Source organism: Streptosporangium sp. H16, assembly GCF_051918855.1.
Lineage (GTDB): Bacteria > Actinomycetota > Actinomycetes > Streptosporangiales > Streptosporangiaceae > Streptosporangium.
On the sequence record NZ_JBPXMD010000002.1, the window covers coordinates 32,121 to 47,964 of the forward strand.

General features: G+C 70.1%; 15 protein-coding genes. 5 read left to right on the forward strand and 10 right to left on the reverse strand.

Annotated elements, in window-relative coordinates:
* Window positions 1-38: 38 nt before the first annotated feature.
* From ACTOQ2_RS03105 to ACTOQ2_RS03120, 4 genes are all read right to left on the reverse strand, one after another.
* Window positions 39-1,400 carry an MFS transporter gene (locus tag ACTOQ2_RS03105; protein WP_440098117.1) on the reverse strand — a complete coding sequence of 454 codons (1,362 nt, stop codon included), beginning with the start codon at window positions 1,398-1,400 and terminating at the stop codon, window positions 39-41.
* Window positions 1,397-2,575, reverse strand: a complete 1,179-nt coding sequence (locus ACTOQ2_RS03110; protein WP_440098119.1) for a hypothetical protein — start codon at window positions 2,573-2,575, stop codon at window positions 1,397-1,399. The genes ACTOQ2_RS03105 and ACTOQ2_RS03110 overlap by 4 nt, the downstream gene beginning before the upstream one ends.
* 833 nt (window positions 2,576-3,408) lie before the next feature.
* Window positions 3,409-4,191 (reverse strand): L,D-transpeptidase family protein, encoded by a 783-nt coding sequence (locus tag ACTOQ2_RS03115; RefSeq protein ID WP_440098121.1) that lies wholly within the window; start codon window positions 4,189-4,191, stop codon window positions 3,409-3,411.
* Between the two features lie 173 nt (window positions 4,192-4,364).
* A complete protein-coding gene (locus ACTOQ2_RS03120; RefSeq protein ID WP_440098123.1) occupies window positions 4,365-5,510 on the reverse strand; it encodes an FAD-dependent oxidoreductase in 1,146 nt (381 codons plus the stop codon).
* A 572-nt stretch (window positions 5,511-6,082) separates the two neighbouring features.
* Here ACTOQ2_RS03120 and ACTOQ2_RS03125 point away from each other — a divergent pair.
* A complete protein-coding gene (locus ACTOQ2_RS03125) occupies window positions 6,083-6,589 on the forward strand; it encodes a DinB family protein (protein ID WP_440098125.1) in 507 nt (168 codons plus the stop codon).
* 124 nt (window positions 6,590-6,713) lie between these two features.
* Here ACTOQ2_RS03125 and ACTOQ2_RS03130 read toward each other — a convergent pair whose 3' ends face one another.
* Together ACTOQ2_RS03130 and ACTOQ2_RS03135 are read right to left on the reverse strand one after the other, a co-directional pair.
* The gene (locus tag ACTOQ2_RS03130; protein WP_440098126.1) at window positions 6,714-7,235 is read right to left on the reverse strand and encodes a MarR family winged helix-turn-helix transcriptional regulator; all 522 of its coding nucleotides are present in this window, start codon (window positions 7,233-7,235) and stop codon (window positions 6,714-6,716) included.
* Window positions 7,236-7,406: 171 nt separating this feature from the next.
* On the reverse strand, window positions 7,407-8,714 hold the full coding sequence (locus ACTOQ2_RS03135; protein WP_440098128.1) for a M50 family metallopeptidase: 1,308 nt from the start codon (window positions 8,712-8,714) through the stop codon (window positions 7,407-7,409).
* A gap of 211 nt (window positions 8,715-8,925) precedes the next feature.
* Between ACTOQ2_RS03135 and ACTOQ2_RS03140 the strand changes: the two genes are divergently transcribed.
* Window positions 8,926-9,531, forward strand: coding sequence for a response regulator transcription factor (locus ACTOQ2_RS03140; protein ID WP_440065946.1), 606 nt, complete (start codon window positions 8,926-8,928; stop codon window positions 9,529-9,531).
* A 94-nt stretch (window positions 9,532-9,625) separates the two neighbouring features.
* On the opposite strand, the gene ACTOQ2_RS03145 is transcribed toward ACTOQ2_RS03140, so the two are convergent.
* Window positions 9,626-10,741, reverse strand: coding sequence for a PP2C family protein-serine/threonine phosphatase (locus ACTOQ2_RS03145; RefSeq protein WP_440098130.1), 1,116 nt, complete (start codon window positions 10,739-10,741; stop codon window positions 9,626-9,628).
* A gap of 119 nt (window positions 10,742-10,860) precedes the next feature.
* Here ACTOQ2_RS03145 and ACTOQ2_RS03150 point away from each other — a divergent pair, with 119 nt between their 5' ends.
* Together ACTOQ2_RS03150 and ACTOQ2_RS03155 are read left to right on the forward strand one after the other, a co-directional pair.
* Window positions 10,861-12,090: a GNAT family N-acetyltransferase gene (locus ACTOQ2_RS03150; RefSeq protein WP_440098131.1), complete on the forward strand. Its 1,230-nt coding sequence runs from the start codon at window positions 10,861-10,863 to the stop codon at window positions 12,088-12,090.
* A gap of 121 nt (window positions 12,091-12,211) precedes the next feature.
* Entirely contained in the window at window positions 12,212-12,409 is a 198-nt protein-coding gene (locus ACTOQ2_RS03155) for a hypothetical protein (RefSeq protein ID WP_440098133.1), read from the forward strand.
* A 71-nt stretch (window positions 12,410-12,480) separates the two neighbouring features.
* On the opposite strand, the gene ACTOQ2_RS03160 is transcribed toward ACTOQ2_RS03155, so the two are convergent.
* The gene (locus tag ACTOQ2_RS03160) at window positions 12,481-12,948 is read right to left on the reverse strand and encodes a ribose-5-phosphate isomerase (protein ID WP_362849643.1); all 468 of its coding nucleotides are present in this window, start codon (window positions 12,946-12,948) and stop codon (window positions 12,481-12,483) included.
* A 98-nt stretch (window positions 12,949-13,046) separates the two neighbouring features.
* Here ACTOQ2_RS03160 and def point away from each other — a divergent pair, with 98 nt between their 5' ends.
* Window positions 13,047-13,535 (forward strand): peptide deformylase, encoded by a 489-nt coding sequence (gene def, locus ACTOQ2_RS03165; RefSeq protein ID WP_440098135.1) that lies wholly within the window; start codon window positions 13,047-13,049, stop codon window positions 13,533-13,535.
* Window positions 13,536-13,571: 36 nt separating this feature from the next.
* Here the strand turns inward: def and ACTOQ2_RS03170 are convergent, their stop codons facing one another.
* Together ACTOQ2_RS03170 and ACTOQ2_RS03175 are read right to left on the reverse strand one after the other, a co-directional pair.
* Window positions 13,572-14,981 (reverse strand): aldehyde dehydrogenase family protein, encoded by a 1,410-nt coding sequence (locus ACTOQ2_RS03170; protein ID WP_440098136.1) that lies wholly within the window; start codon window positions 14,979-14,981, stop codon window positions 13,572-13,574.
* A gap of 177 nt (window positions 14,982-15,158) precedes the next feature.
* Window positions 15,159-15,779 (reverse strand): DsbA family protein, encoded by a 621-nt coding sequence (locus ACTOQ2_RS03175; protein WP_440098138.1) that lies wholly within the window; start codon window positions 15,777-15,779, stop codon window positions 15,159-15,161.
* Window positions 15,780-15,844 lie beyond the last annotated feature (65 nt).

Here is a 15,844-nt window from a genome sequence, read left to right on the forward strand (position 1 = left end):
GACGAGGGCACGGGGTCAGCGGTACACCGGTCGATCGCCTACTTGGCCCCCGCCTCGTGCAGGGCCCTCTCGACTGCGGCGTTGGAAAGCGTCAGTAGTCCGATGAGTGACACGGCCGCCCCGAACAGGCCGCCCACCCGGTACACGGCCTCCAGGCTGACGTGGGTCGCGATCTGGCCGGCCAGAAGTATGCCGACCGGCATCAGCCCGAAGGCCACCAGCCTGTTCACGCTGCTGACCCGTCCGGTCAGCTCCTTCGGGACGATGGCCTGCCGGATCGACACGGTCGTGACGTTCCAGGTCATGGCCGTGTAGCCGGTGACGGCGAGGCCAAGGGCGACGAAGGCGACCTCGCTGGTGAACCCCAGGATCGTGAAGCCCAGCGCGCCCAGCATCACTCCGCCGAGCGCGGACCTCGCCGGTCCCAACCGGTGGGTGAACATCCGGCAGGTGAAGCCCGCGGTCACGCTGCCGACCGCGACCGAGGCGAGCAGCAGGCCGTACGCCACGTCGCTGATCTCCATGACCTGCCGGGCATACAGCACCAGCATCGCCAGCTGGCCGACCGTGCACATGTTGGTGAGGCCCGCGACCAGCGTGAACACGCGCAGCACGCGATGGCGGGCCAGCCAGCGCACGCCTTCGCCGATCTCCTTGCGCATCGCGCGCCGGGGTTTCGCCCCGGGAACCGTCGCCGCCCGAGCGCCGTCGGCGCGGAAATCACCGCGCATGAGGAACGAGAAGACGGAGCTCACGGCGAAGCTGATGGCGTCCACGCCCACCGGTACGGCCCTGCCCACGGTGTAGAGCACACCGCCGAGCGCCGGTCCAAGGAACTTCAGGGCGACCGTGTTGGCGGTCATCAGCCTGCTGTTGGCCCGCTCCAGAGCCTCCCGGTCCTGCGAGACCGCCATCGGGAGGATCGCCGAGCGCGAGCTGTCGTAGACCGTCTCGATCGACGTGATGCTGAAAGCGATCACCATGAGGAGCGGGATCGACGCCCAGCCACCGAGAACCGCGACGAACAGGACGACGAGGATCGCGCACCGGACGGCGTCCGACACCCACATCGCCCGGCGCCGATCCCAGCGGTCGGCGAGCGCGCCCCCCATCAGGGCGAGCAGCAGCCAGGGAAGCTTGTCCGCCATCCCGACGAGGGACAGCGTCGCCGGATCACTGGTGAGGTCGGCGGCCAGCAGCGGCAACGCGGTGACGGTCAGGCCGTTTCCCACGCTCGAAACCGACCAGCCTCCCCAGAGCAGCCAGAAGTTGCGCCCGAGGCCGCTGGAGATCCTCGCGCCCAGGCGCCGCCCTCCCCGCCCACCCGGCGGCGCGCCGGAGCCCTCCGGCTCCACCGTGGTCCGCAGGCCCCCGTCGCCCGGAGCCTCCCTCGTCGTCATGCCCCCCCGCCCTCCGGGGTGGACTCCTCGGGGAGCAGCGCGGCGGGATCGAGTTCGAAGAGCAGGCGGGTGGTGCGCGCGACTCCGTCCGCGTCTCCGAGCTCCCGCTGGCAGAGCACCGCCTTGTACGCCGCGCCCGCGCCCCTGAGGGCACCCGCCTGGGCACCCCGCTCGAACTCCACGGCCGCCCGCTTGACGTCACCGTTGCCCCGGAACCAGGCCCCCGCGAAATAGCGCGCGGAAGGCTCGTTCCCGTCCACCCGCAGCAGCTGCTCGACCGCCTGTTCCACGTGGTCGACGGGGTGGAGCATGGTGCCCGCCTTCACGGTCACGTCGAGGAGCAGCCTGGTGTTCTCCCGGGCGCTGTGCCACTGCTGCGAATCGGCGGCGAGGCTCTCGGCCTCGGCGCCCGCCTCGTACGCCGTGTCCATGGCCGCCCGGGCCCCGTCCGCGTCCTTCTCCGTGATCCGGTGGAAGGCCGCGGCGCGCCAGAACCTGCTCACCGTGAGCGCGCGCAACCAGGGTTCGACCTCGCTCAGCGCGGGCAACAGCTCTTGGCCGTACGCCATCCAGTAGTCGCTCCCGCGCTCGCCGCCCCGGTCCCGCAGCAGGATCGAGATCAGCTGGGTGCACGAGAGCACACGCAGTGTCGGCAGTTTTCCCTCGGTGGCCAGCCTGGCGAAGGCATCCGTCACCGCGGAGTCGCGCAGATGCTGGCGCAGCGCCCGGGCGGTCTCGTACGCGAGGTAGTCGCCGGCGGCGTGGGAGCCGATCGCGTCTTCGGCATCGCCCGCGGTCAGCTCCGCCGCGAGCCGGTAGAACCCGAGCTGCGTGAGGATCCTGACGAGCACCGCACGCCGTGGAACGGACTGGTGCGGCCATTCGGCGATCTGGCGGCTGAGGAACAGCCACGGTTCCAGTCCGGTGTTCGCCGCCACGGCCGCCGGCGAATCCCCCAGGAACACGTCCTGCCTGACCTGCCTCGCCAGCCAGGACCGTGAGTCTCCCTGCAGGATCAGGGAGCAGTGCGGAAGCAGTTCGTCCTGGTTCTCGTCGCGCAGCAGGGCGAGCAGCAGCGGCGTGCTCTCGGCGCAGAGCGGCCCGCCCACCGTGGGAGTCAGCGTGAACCAGGCGCTCCAGTTGCGCTGCAGCCCGACGGTGTCCAACTCGACCACGGGCGGGAATTCCAGATCCCCCCACGCGACATCGTCCGCGCGCGTATAGGTATGCAAGCCCGCCAATGCCACACTCTTTTCTGGATAAGCCGACTGCCTGGCCAAAAAGGCGGGAGAAGACTTCTGGAATCCTCTCCCGCCAGATATCGGCGTTTAATCCACCGACTTAGTAGACCTCGCTCGGCGCGTAAACCTCGCTCGGCGCGTAGACCTCGCTGGGCGCGTAGACCTCGCTCGGGGCGTAGACCTCACTCCGCATCTGAAACACCTCCTTTTGGGGTTGTTCCTTGCTGCCGGAGTCAGCTTTTCGGAGTTCAGTTTCGCGTCGGTTTCGCGCCGGTGTCACGGCGTCCCTGACAGTTCTTGAATACGATTGTCTTGCCTGGTGAACGGGGCTTCGATCTTTTTCCGGCGATCCGGCCGGATCACGGGCGAGGGAAGGAGCGTCGCCGTCACCGGAGGCCGCGCCGTGTCCGTGCGGTGCTCCGCGACGCTCTCAAGGTGCGGGCGGCGGAGCTCGGGGGGCCAGCGGCCTTCGCGAGGAATCCCACGGCGGCGTACACGGGCCGCTGCGAGCCACCCGCGATCACCAGGATGGCGGCGGGCATGACGAACAACGACGGCGGCGCGTGGCCCCGTCGTCCGCGCGGGTCGATGACCCGCGCCACTCCAGGAAGGGGATTCGGAAAGTTCTTCACCCGCGCCGGCGTCGACGGGCGTCCTTCACGATTCCCGCGCGCGCCCGTCCGCGACTCCTGCACTCGTCCTGTCCGCGCCGACCTCGGGGTTCGCCGGTGACCGGTCGGTCGGCGGCCGGCCGGTCGGCGCCGGGCTCAGCGCTCCTTCGGCCGGTCAGCGTCCTGTCCGGGGAGCCCCTGAGTCTCAGGGGACGCGGGGGACGCGGGCCGCCCGGAGGACTTCGGGCGCTCGGGAGAAGTGGCCCGGTCGGGAGACGTGGCCCGGTCCCGAGGCTCGGGAGCCGCGGGACGGCGGACGTAGACCGGGGTTCCCGTCGGGGTCATGTCGTAGAGCGCCTTGGCGTTGTGGAGCGGCACCCGGATGCACCCGTGGGACGCGGGATGCCGCGGGACCCGCTCCGAGCCGTGGAAGCCGATGCCCTGGTTGAAATAGATGGTGTAGAACTGGTCGCCCAGCGGCCCGCTGGTCCATCCGGGCGTCCGGTACCAGGCACGGAAGTCTCCGGTGGGCGTGACGGCGACCCCGCAGTGGCCCTTCTTGCAGTAGTGCTCGCCGTTGCCGGTCGAGATGTGGGAGACCAGCGCGGGCTTGCCGTCCTGCCACGCGGTGAGCAGCTGGCGGCGCAGGTCGATCTCCACCCTCGTGGGCTCCCCGTACGACACCAGCGGTTTGAGGCGCGCCGGGCGGGAGAGCGCCCGCCAGGTCCGCGGGTCGATCTCGTCGGTGGGAGGCAGCCCGTTCGCCTTCTGGAAGGCCCACACGGCCGCGCGCAGCGCGGGACGGTACTCGTCGCCGGCCTCTCCCGGCCCGAATCCCAGCCGGTCGAGGCGCCGGTGGACCTCCTGGACCTGAGTCCCCCTGTCGCCGGGGCGAAGGAGGGGAAACCGTGACAGCGGGGTGTGCTCGGCACGAGGCACGGGAGGGCGCTCATGGGGAATGGGCGCGCCGGAATGCCGTGACGACACAACACCGGTGTTCGCCACACCGAATGGCAGGCACGCGGTGAGCACGAGGGTCGAGTTCGCGATCAGGAGGCACGTGATGGTTCTCCGCATTTTTTAAACGCCTATCCACTCTCGGGCGAGATCCGTTAGAAGGAATACGAGTACTTGCGGTCCTCTATCGCCGCACGCACCAGACCGACGGCTTCCTGGGCGCAGCCCCAGGAGAAACTGAATCCTGCTCCGCCGTGCGCGAAGTTGTAGACGACCTGTTCCTCGTCGTCCCACTCAAGACAGACGTTCTCGTTCCGGAACGGCCGCAGCCCCGCCCGTACCGGCTCGTCGGGATCCAGCCTGGCGTGTCGCAGCGCGGGCATGAAGGCCAGGCACCGCTCGTACATCTCCCGTACGGGCCCGTGGTTCTCCAGGTTGATCCCGGTGTCCCACTCGTCCTTTTCCGCCAGTCCCCCGAGGACGAGGAGTCTCGGATTGCGCGGCACGATGAAGACGATGTCCTGCTCGTCCTTGTTCTCCTCGTCGTGGGAGACGCAGTGGGCCTCGCGGATCCGGCGCCCGCGAAGCCCGTCGTTGCGGACCCGCACCAGCGCGCCGCGCAGCGGATACATGCCGATGCCGCGGAGCCCGGCGGTGCCGAGCCCGGCGCAGCAGACGATCACCTCGGCGCCGAAGCGGTCGAGGAGCTCGGCCCTGCGCTCGGCCAGCAGCCCCTCGACCCGGTACCGCTCGACCCGCACACCGTGGATCTTGACCTGCCGCATCAGCCACGCCATGTACTGATCGGTGTCGATCATGGGCGCCATGTGCGAGTACGCGTCGACCACGCCGTAGTCGGGACTGACGCCGTTGCGTTCGGCGAGCGACCGGTCGCGGACGAAGCCGCGCACCTTCCCCGCGAGTTCCTGCATCTTGTGGAGGTCGTGCGGACTCTCCTCGACGGGGTGCTTGAAATAGAAGTTGGACCTTCGCATGGCCACCCCGGGAACCTTGGCCCGGGCCAGCTTCTCGAACATCTCGTACGAGGTGACGCACCAGTTCTTGGAGCGAGCGAGGGAGATCTGGTCGTGGTGGTAACCGCACACCGCCGGTGGCCACTCCCACAGCGCGCCCGCGACGACCGAGACGATGTCGGGCGCGAATCTCTCCGCGACGACGGTGACGCGAAACCCTTCCCTGGCCAGGCACAACGCAGTGGTCAACCCGCTTACCCCGGCCCCGACGACAAGTATCTTCTCTGAATTCGCGCGCACCTGGGAACGCCTTCTTTCCGGATCCATCCAGCTCGATCACTTTCCGGCGCGACCGACCGCGGGAGGCCGTCACGACGAACACCGAAACCCCTCCACAGTAAATGGGGGCGCCGGTGAATCCCGGAATGGCGGTGAACACGAAACGGGAGAGGATCGGCCGCGGGCCGATGGGAAACCATTACCGACCGAGGAAACAATCTGGATTGAACGGGGAAAAGCCGCACTCGCCCTGAATCCTCCGATGACAAATTTTTGGCCGCGTGCCGGATTTTCATCACCAATCCACCGATCGACCCGGGCGAATATTGACACCTCCTTAGTCGAGCCCGGGTCGCCAGGGTGGGCCGGCCGGGGTCATGGCGGGCTGAATTGCCTACTTTGCTCTGCGGACTCGCCTATATGCCCTCGGTGGGATTGTTGAGGGCAGGTGGACGGCCGAGTCTCACTTGTTGTAGAACGTGGTGGCTGAACGCCGGATGGTACTGGCGTATACCGGTGCGCAGGTGTCCTCCGGCACGCAGCGACGCGCGGACGCCTCGTGATCAGCCGGGAGGAAAAAGGTATGACAGCGGGCCCGCGTGCCGACAGGATGGGGCGCCATGACCGACACACGCGTTGACCCCGCCTTCATCGCCGACGAGAGCACCATGCTGCACTCCTGGCTGGACTGGCACCGGGAGACCCTGGCCGTGAAGTGCGCCGGGCTCTCGGACGAGCAGCTTCGCCTGCGTTCCGCCGAGCCGTCCACGCTCTCCCTGCTGGGTCTGGTCCGCCACATGGCCGAGGTGGAGCGTAACTGGTTCCGCAACATCCTCAACGGCGAGGGCGTCGCCCCGTTCTACTATTCCGACGACGATCCCGACGGCGACTTCGACACCCTGGAGACGAGCACGGCGGAGCAGGCGTTCGCCCGCTGGCGGGGCGAGATCGCGCACGCGCGCGAGCTGTCCGCCTGGCTTCCCATGGACACCGTGGGAAAGACGCGACGCCATGACCATGACGTCTCCCTGCGCTGGATCCTCGTCCACATGATCGAGGAGTACGCCCGGCACAACGGCCACGCCGACATCATCCGCCAGCGGATCGACGGGGTCGCCGGGGAGTAGCGCCGACCCGCGGGACGCACGCCTCCACCGGAGCGGACGGGCGAGGTACGCCCCCACCCGCGTGAACGGGCACGAAGAGCGGGCGGATCCCGCAGAGAACGGGCCGGTCGAGGCAACGGCCGGATCAGCCCGGGGCGGAGGTCTCCACGAGCGTTTCGGCGATCATCCGGTCGAGGTTGGCCAGGTTCGCCGGGCGGGCGACGGCGGCCTCGGCGAAACGGTCGAGAAGCCGGGCGAAGACCTCGCGGTCCGGCTCGTCCCAGTCGGCCATCAGGCCGTCAAGGTAGGTGCGCCGGTAGCGGATCACCACCTCCAGCACGCGACGGCCCCGCTCGCTCAGCACGAGCCGGGCTCGCCTGGCGTCCACGGCCGACTCCTCGCGCTCCACGAACCCCGCGCCGACCGCGTCGTTGACCAGCCTGCTGGCCGTGGAGGGGTCGACGCCCAGTTGCTCGGCGACGGCGCCCACGGTCACCTCCGGTACGTCCAGGCTCAGCTTGTGCACGGCGTGCACGACCATCACGTTCGACATGTGCACCGCTCGCTGCGGCTCCCCGGCCCTGCGCGCGCGCAGTGGCCGCGACCAGATCCGGCGCAGCCGGAACAGGGCCACGTCGATCACCGCTCCAGGCGTTCCCTCGTTCACGGCGTCACCCTAACCTCTGCGGGCGGATGTGCCGTGTCTCCCCGCCCCCGGCCCACGGGCCGCGCCACGTCGGAGGCCGCCACCCGTGGACCCGTGGCGGGCAGATCGGCGTGTACGGCACGACGGCCCGTACGGGACACCGGGGCGGGGATGGGGGAACGGTCAGCCGGATCAGCCGGACAGGCGGACCGGGTTGACCAGGTCGGCGTACATCAGCAGGCCCGCCATGATGATCATCAGGAAGGCGATCGCGTAGGTGAGCGGAAGCGCCTTGGCGATGTCGACGTGGCCGGGCGTGGGGCGGCGGGCCACGCGGGCGAAACCGCGCTTGAGCCCCTCCCACAGACCGCCCGCGATGTGGCCGCCGTCCAGGGGAAGCAGCGGGATCAGGTTGAACAGGCCGATCGCCAGGTTGAAGCCCGCCAGCAGGTTGATGAAAACGACGATCTTGTTTTCCAGCGGGATCGCGGCGGCGGCGATCTCACCGCCGATGCGGCTGACGCCGATGACACCGATCGGGCCGTTCCTGTCGCGCTCGTCCCCGGAGAAGGCTGCGTGCCAGACGCCCACCATCTTCTCGGGGAACCTGAGCAGCGAGGCGGCGGTGGCCGAGGTGAGGTCCCCCATGTGCGCGGCCACGGCGCCGAAGCTCTGCTGCTCGATGACGATCTTCGGGCTCACCCCGAGGTATCCGACACCTTTTTCGATCTTTCCGGGCTCGTCCAGCGACTCGCGGTCCTGGGCGATGAGGCTGGCGTTGACGGTCAGATCCTGACCGGCCCGCCTGACGCCGATCGCGATCGGGCCCGCGCCGTGGTCACGGATGGCCCGCGTCGCGGCGTCCCAGCTCGTGGCGGGCTTGCCCGCCACGGACACGATGACGTCTCCCGGCCTCAGCCCCGCCGCGCTGGCCGGGCTGGGCTTGTCGGCCGCGGTGCACTCGGGGTTCTTCTCGTATTCGGCGGCGGTCTTCACGCACTGCGGGATCGAGGCGATCTCGGTCTTCTGCGTGGGGATGCCGAAGCCCATGAGCACAACGCCGAACAGGATGAACGCCAGCACGAAGTTCATCGCCGGACCGCCGGACATGATGATGACCTTCTGCCACCAGGGCTTGCGGTAGAACACCCGGTTCTCGTCGCCCGGCCGCACCTCCTCCAGGGCGACGTCGCGGGCGTTCTCGATCAGGCCCTGCCAGGGACCGGTGGAGACCGAGCGCACCTTGCCGGGGGCGTCGGTGGGCCGGGGCGGCAGCATGCCGATCATGCGGATGTAGCCGCCGAGCGGGAGCCACTTGATGCCGTACTCGGTGTCGCCCTTGCGGCGCGACCACATCGTCGGGCCGAACCCGACCATGTACTGGGTGACCTTGACACCGAACAGCTTGGCCGGCACCAGGTGGCCGATCTCGTGCAGCCCGATCGACACCATCAGTCCCACGAGAAAGACGATGACCCCGACCACGGAGAGCCAGCTCACAGGTTCATACCCCCATCGCGGTTTCACCGACAATGCCCCATAAGAGGTTAGCCCAAGTATCCGGCCCCCACGCCGCCGCGAAAAGCGGCGTTCCCGGCCGCTCTCCCGGCCGGGCCGTTCGGTGCCCTTTGCCGATTGGACACACTCCGTTGACATTCAGCGATCGCACGAACACTCTTTGATGAGGGTGAGGGCGGGAGAGAGGAGCGTTTTGATCGGGATCCTGGTTGCCGAGCATCTTCCCCTGGTCCGGCGCGGGCTGGTGGCGACGCTGCAGAACGAGAACGACATGAAGGTGGTGGCCGACGTGGCCGCCGGGGAGGACGTGCTTCCCGCCGTGCTGCGGCACGCGCCGGAGACGGCGGTCATCGATCTCGACCTGCCGGACGTCGGCGGTCTCACCACCGCCCTCCGGCTGCACGAGGAGGCTCCCGGCTGCCGGGTTCTCCTGCTGTCGCGCGACCCCAGCCCCGGCCAGGTCCGCCAGGCCTTCGCCGCCCACGCGCTCGGGTTCATGAGCCTGGAGGTCGGCCCCGAGCAGCTGGCTCACGGCGTCCGCCAGGTGGCGGCCGGCCGGCGGGCGGTCGACTCCGAGCTCGCGGTGGCGGCCCTGAGGTCGGCGGAGAACCCGCTGACCCGCAGGGAGCTCGACGTGCTCCGGCTGGTCGCGCAGGGGGCCAGGTCCGGCGAGATCGCCGACCAGCTGTTCCTCTCCGTGGGAACGGTCCGCAACCACCTGTCGCGGATCATGTGCAAGACCCAGGCGCGCAACCGTCTCGACGCCGTACGCATCGCCGGCGACTCCGGGTGGCTCTGAGCCCGCCCTCGTCCCTCGTCCCTCGTTCCCGAGAGCCTCCCAGGGAGACGTGCCTTCCCCGGCGCTTGCCCCCGGCCCTTTTCCCGGCGCCTTCTCAGGGGCGCCAGATGAGGATGAGGGCGCAGTCGTCGTTGTGGCCCGACGACATGGAGGCCACCAGGTTGCGGGCACCGTCACGGAACCCCGAGGGCACCAGGCGCTCGGCCTCTCCCAGCAGGCGGTCGAGACCGGCGTCGATGTCGCGCCCCGGCTGCTCGATCAGGCCGTCGGTGTAGAGCATGAGGGCGTCGCCCTTGCGCAGCATCCCCTGGTCGGCCTCGCAGTGCAGGTCGGGCACGACACCGAGGACGACCCCCTTGGCCGCGGAGACCCGCCACGTCCCGGTGCCCGACTCGAACTTGACCACCGGGGGGTGACCGGCCGAGGTGATGACGTACTCGCCCGTCACGAGGTTGAGCCGGAGATGGACCGCCGTGACGAAGCCCTCGGCCTCGCGCTGGCGGTGCAGGTAGGTGTTGCAGGCGGGCAGGAAGTCGGTGACCGAGCCGAGCAGCCCGCCGAAGGTGCCCGACAGCAGCAGCGCCCGGGTGCCCGCGTCGACGCCCTTGCCCGACACGTCGACCAGGGCGAGCTCCAGCGTGTCGTCCTCGCGCATGGAGACCAGGAAGTCGCCGCCGAAGGAGGAGCCTCCGGCCTGCTTGAGAACCACCTTCGAGCCCCACCCCTTGGGCAGCGGGGGCAGGTCGCTCTGGCTCTTGAGACGGTCGCGCAACTCCAGCAGCATCACGTCGCCGCGCAGACCCTGCACACCGAGCTTGCCCCGGGTGCGGGCCATCAGCGCGGCCAGCACCGCGGTGAAGCCGAAGGTGACCAGCAGGCCGGGACCGATGTGCCCCACCCCGCGCACCACGGCCACGTAGACCAGGGAGACCGCGACCGCGAACAGCAGCTTGGCGAGACTGTTCAGCCTCAGCTGGAGCCCCGCCACGAGGGTGACCGGGATCATCAGCGCCGGGGAGAACCACTCCATGGACACCCTGGCGGCCAGCCCGCCGATCAGCAGGGTCAGCAGGATCAGGGTGATGAGCAGGTTCCGGTCGCGCGCCAGGGGGCCGCGCCGCAGGAAGCGCACGACGGGAACAAGAAGAGGGACGCGGACCAGGAACGCGCGGAGCGCCGGAGGGAGCAGCGGCACCGGACGGGAACTCATGATGCGCTCGACTGTATCTGGCCGCCCTCCCTTTGGGCAGCCCACTTGACCAACGCCTTGATCATTAAGCAGGGATATTAGATGGCCGGAACCGTTTGTCCCCTACTACCGTTCGGAAGATGACTCTCAGCCTACGTCCGATCAGCGAAGCCGAATGGTCCGCTTGGAACACCGTGGACGAGGAGGCGTTCGGCGCCGCCACCCCGGAGCACCGGCAGGAGATCTTCAAGCGCAACCTCGAGTTCGACCGCTCGCTCGGCGTGTTCGACGGCGACCTGCTCGTGGGCACCACCGCGGTGTACAGCTTCAGCATGACCGTGCCCGGCGGGCCGATCCCGGTCGGCGGCGTCACCGCGGTCGGCGTGCTGCCCTCGCACCGCCGCCGGGGCATCCTCTCCTCGCTGATGACCCGCCAGCTGTCCGACCTTCACGAGCGGGGCGAGGCCGTCGCCGCGCTCTACGCGGCCGAGGCCGCGATCTACGGTCGCTACGGCTACGGCAGGGCCTCGGACTGCATGGTCTTCCGGATCCCCACGGCGAGCGCGGCCTTCACCAGGCACGCCCCGGCCGATCCCGCCCTGCGGCTGCGCGTCGTCAGGCCCGCGGAGGCCAGGTCCACCTTCGAGAAGATCTACGAGTCGGCGTTCGAGCAGCGTCCGGGACTGTACGCCCGCACGCCCGCCCGCTGGGACACGGTGCTGACCGACCAGGAGTCCGACCAGGGCGGCGCCGGTCCGCTGCGCGCCGTGGTCGCCGAGGACGACGGCGGCCCGCGCGGTTACGCGCTCTTCCGGATCAAGGGCTCCTTCGACGACCACGACCTTCCCGCCGGCGAGCTGCGGCTCAAGGAGCTGTTCGGTCTCGACCCCGCCGCCTACGCGCTGCTCTGGCGGCACGTCCTGGACCGCGACCTGGTCTCGCACGTCCTCGCCCAGAGCAGGCCCTCGGACGACCCGCTGATCCATTTGCTCGCCGAGCCGCGCCAGCTCCACGCGCTCTGGCTGGACGACCTGTGGGTCCGCGTGGTGGACGTCGAGCGGGCCCTTCCCGCCCGCCGCTACAGCGCGCCGGTGGACGTGGTGATGGAGGTCGAGGACACCGTGTGCCCGTGGAACGCGCGCCGCTGGCGGCTGACGGCCGACACCTCCGGCGCCCGTTGCGCGCCCTCCGACGACCCCGCCGACCTGACCCTGCCCGTCTCCGTGCTGGGCGCCGCCTACCTGGGAGGGCAGCCGCTGGCGGCGCTGCTGGCGGCGGGGGTGGTACGCGAGTCGCGCGCGGGGGCCCTGCGAGAGCTGTCCACCGCCATGTCGTGGGGCCCCGCCCCCTGGGGCGGGCTGGTCTTCTGACGGCTCTTCCGGTCCTCGGACGTCTTCCGGCGACGGCGACGGCCCCGGCCGCTCCGGACAGCCGGAGCCGGTCCGGAGCCGTTCGGGACGGGGCGGGCCGGAGCGGGTTATGGTGGCCGGCATGGCACTGCAGAGCTTGCAGATCAACGCGATCACCGCGATGCGGGCGCGAGACGTCTCACGCCCGTCACGGGAGCAGCAGGAGGCCGCGGACCGCCGCCCCCTGCGCGACGAGACGCCCCGCAAGGAGCCGGCGCGCAACGGGGCACGCAGGGAGCCGCCGCGCGGGGAGATTCCGCCCCGCGAGCGCCACCGCTGAGGAAGGGCCACGGCGGAGGGCCCCGGGGAGGGCCCTGCGGACAACCGAGGGCTACTGAGGGCTACTGAGGGCTACGGCAGCGGCGGGAGCTGGCCGATGGTCTCGTACGAGGTGAGCTGCGCGATCCTGCGGTTGTGCCGCTCGGCCCCGGAGTAGGAGGTGCCGAGGAAGATCTCGACGAACCGGATCGCCTCCTCCGGCTCGTGCATCCGCGAGCCGACGCTGACGACGTTGGCGTTGTTGTGCTCGCGGGCGAGCCTGGCGGTCTCCTCGCTCCAGGCCAGGGCGGCGCGGACGCCGCGCACCTTGTTGGCCGCGATCTGCTCGCCGTTGCCCGAGCCGCCGATGACGACGCCCAGGCTGCCCGGGTCCCCCACGACGCCCTCGGCCGCGCGCAGCACAAACGGCGGGTAGTCGTCCTCCGCGTCGTAGACGAAGGGACCGCAGTCCTCGACCTCGTGGCCGTGCTCCTTCAGCCAGGAGACGACGTGGTTCTTGAGCTCATAGCCGGCATGGTCGGCACCGATGTAGACGCGCACCCGCACAGTTTCGCAGGTGTACGCGGGCGACTCCACCCGGCCCCCGGCTAGAGTAATAGCCATAACGCTCATGGAACCCTTACAGAGAGAGCCCCCGCATGCGTGACATCCGAGTGGTCGGTGACCCTGTCCTGCGCACGCCCGCCGAGCCGATCATCGACTTCGACCGCGACCTGCGGCGCATGATCGACGAGATGTTCGCCGTGATGTACGCCGCGCAGGGCGTCGGCCTGGCCGGTCCGCAGATCGGCGTGTCGAAGCGGATCTTCGTCTACGACTGCAGCAACCGCAAGGGCCACGTGATCAACCCGGAGCTGACCGTGGACGACGACACCGAGGTCCTCGACGAGGAGGGCTGCCTGTCCGTCCCCAACCGCGGGACCGGCGCCCCGATCTACACCAGGACGCCCCGGGCCGCGGGGGTCACCGTGAGCGGCCTGGACCGGCTGGGACGGCCGATCCGGATCAGGGCCCGCGGCATGCTGGCGCGCTGCTTCCAGCACGAGACCGACCACCTCGACGGCAGGCTCTACGTGGACAGGCTGGCCAGGGACGCCGCCAGGAAGGTCCTGCTCCAGGCCCCCTGATCCCGGTGGCCGCCGGAGCGGCCCCCGCGGTGGTCGTCAGAGCTGGACGGCTTTGATCTCCAGATACTCCTCGAGCCCGAACTCGCCCAGCTCGCGGCCGAGGCCCGACTGCTTGTAGCCGCCGAAGGGCGCCCGCGGGTTGAACTGGCCGCCGTTGACCGCCACCTGGCCGGTGCGCAGCCGCCGGGCCACCGCGACCGCGCGCTGCTCGCTGCCCGCCCACACCGCGCCCGCCAGGCCGTACGGCGTGCCGTTGGCGATGGCGACCGCCTCGTCCTCACCGCGGAGGTAGGGGATGATCGTGAGGACCGGGCCGAAGATCTCCTCCTGCTCGATCACCATCCCCGGCTCCACCCCGGCGAACACCGTGGGCTCGACGTAGAAGCCGCGCGGCAGGGGCCGGTCGGTGCCTCCGGCGACCAGCCGGGCGCCTTCCTCCTGGCCCCGGTTGATGTAGCGGACGACCCGGTCGCGCTGGGCCGCGGACACGAGAGGGCCGAGCCTGGTCCCCTCGTCGAAGGGGTCGCCGACGGTGTATCTCCCCGCGGCCTCGACGGCGAGGCGGACGGCCTCGTCGTACCGGTCGCGATGAACGATCATGCGGGTCCATGCCGAACAGGTCTGGCCGGAGTTGATGAAGGCGTTGGCCACCGTCGCCTTGACGGCCGTCTCCAGGTCGGCGTCCGGCAGGACCAGGCTGGCGGACTTGCCGCCGAGTTCCAGGGCCACCCGCTTGATCGTCTCGGCCGCGAGCGCGGCCACCCGGCGCCCGGCCCGGGTGGAGCCGGTGAACGACACCATGTCCACCTCGGGATGGGTGGCCAGGGCCTCGCCCACCACCGGGCCGTAGCCGCTGACCATGTTGAACACCCCGGCGGGCAGCCCGACCTCGTCGAAGATCCCGGCGAGCGCGAAGGCGGCCAGCGGCGCCACCTCGCTGGGCTTCAGCACGACCGTGCAGCCCGCGGCGAGCGCGGCGCCCACCTTGCAGACGACCTGGTGGAGCGGGTAGTTCCAGGGGGTGATGGCGGCGACCACCCCGACCGGCTCCCTGAAGACGCGGGAGTTGCCGACCTGCCCGCCCTCGAAGTCGTAGGTCTCGGCCAGCTGGGCGTACGAGGCCAGCACCCCGGCCGGCATCAGCGTCTGCACCCTCATCGCCAGGCCGTACGGGGCGCCCATGTCCGTGGCGATGATCCTGGCTATCTGGTCGGAGCGTTCTCGTATCAGGTCCGCGGCCGCGGCGAGGATCGCGCCTCGCTCGGCGGGGGCCGTCGCCGCCCAGGAGGGGAAGGCCGCGCGCGCGGCGGCCACGGCGGCCTCGACGTCGGCGGGCGCTCCCGCGGGAACCCTGTCGATCAGCTCCTCGGTCGCGGGATTGATCACGTCGATGCTCTCGGCCGACGCGGACGACTGCCAGGCTCCGTTCAGATAAAGGTGACGCATGTCCCTCATCCTGGCGTGCGTGCCGTTGTTATGCGAGAGCGAGCCGGGCGCGGCTCCCGTACAACGATGATCTTTGTACGGGAGCACAGCGGGGTCGTACGGGGGCTCGGCCGGCCCGGCCGGGCCGCCGGCCGCGGTCGCGCGGGACGGGCGGGCGGGGGCGGCGAGTGGACCGGATCAGTCGAAGATCGGCTGCCGAGTCCTGGAGCGCTTGAGCTCGAAGAAACCGTCGGTGCCCGCCACCAGGCGCACGCCGTCCCAGAGCCTGCCCGCCTCCTCGCCCTTGGGGGCCGGCGAGATGACCGGGCCGAAGAAGGCGACACCGTCGACGGAGATCACGGGGGTGCCGACCTCCTGGCCGACCCGGTCGATGCCGTCGTTGTGCGAGGCGCGCACCACCTCGTCGAACTCCGTGGAGTCCATCGCGTCGGCGAACGCGCGGTCCAGCCCCGCGGCCTCCAGGGCCTCCTCGACGGTCTCGCGGAGCGTGTCGAGCTCCTGGAGCCTGCCCTGGTTGTGGAAACGGGTGCCGAGCTCGGTGTAAAGGCGGCCGACCGTCTCGGAGTCGTACTTCTCCTGCACGGCGGCGACCACCCGGACCGGCCCGATGGCCCTGGCGATCATCTCGCGGTAGCTGTCGGGGACGTCCTTGTCCTCGTTCAGCACGTTGAGGCTCATGATGTGCCAGCGCGGCTCGATCGACCGCACCTTCTCCACCTCCAGCAACCAGCGGGAGGTCATCCACGCGAACGGGCAGAAGGGGTCGAACCAGAGATCCACGGGGGTGCGCTCAGTCATTTTCTTCGGCTTCCTGGTCGTGAGGGTGCTTCGGTAGCGACAACCCGGACGGTGGAGTCCCCTAT

What these genes read in the sequence shown, in the direction of transcription:
- ACTOQ2_RS03120 (WP_440098123.1), bottom strand. Translation starts at nt 5,510, where the DNA reads ATGGATCCGGAAAGAAGGCGTTCCCAGGTGCGCGCGAATTCAGAGAAG.
- ACTOQ2_RS03170 (WP_440098136.1), bottom strand. Translation starts at nt 14,981, where the DNA reads ATGCGTCACCTTTATCTGAACGGAGCCTGGCAGTCGTCCGCGTCGGCC.
- ACTOQ2_RS03145 (WP_440098130.1), bottom strand. Translation starts at nt 10,741, where the DNA reads ATGAGTTCCCGTCCGGTGCCGCTGCTCCCTCCGGCGCTCCGCGCGTTC.
- ACTOQ2_RS03150 (WP_440098131.1), top strand. Translation starts at nt 10,861, where the DNA reads ATGACTCTCAGCCTACGTCCGATCAGCGAAGCCGAATGGTCCGCTTGG.
- ACTOQ2_RS03125 (WP_440098125.1), top strand. Translation starts at nt 6,083, where the DNA reads ATGACCGACACACGCGTTGACCCCGCCTTCATCGCCGACGAGAGCACC.
- ACTOQ2_RS03175 (WP_440098138.1), bottom strand. Translation starts at nt 15,779, where the DNA reads ATGACTGAGCGCACCCCCGTGGATCTCTGGTTCGACCCCTTCTGCCCG.
- ACTOQ2_RS03105 (WP_440098117.1), bottom strand. Translation starts at nt 1,400, where the DNA reads ATGACGACGAGGGAGGCTCCGGGCGACGGGGGCCTGCGGACCACGGTG.
- ACTOQ2_RS03155 (WP_440098133.1), top strand. Translation starts at nt 12,212, where the DNA reads ATGGCACTGCAGAGCTTGCAGATCAACGCGATCACCGCGATGCGGGCG.
- def (WP_440098135.1), top strand. Translation starts at nt 13,047, where the DNA reads ATGCGTGACATCCGAGTGGTCGGTGACCCTGTCCTGCGCACGCCCGCC.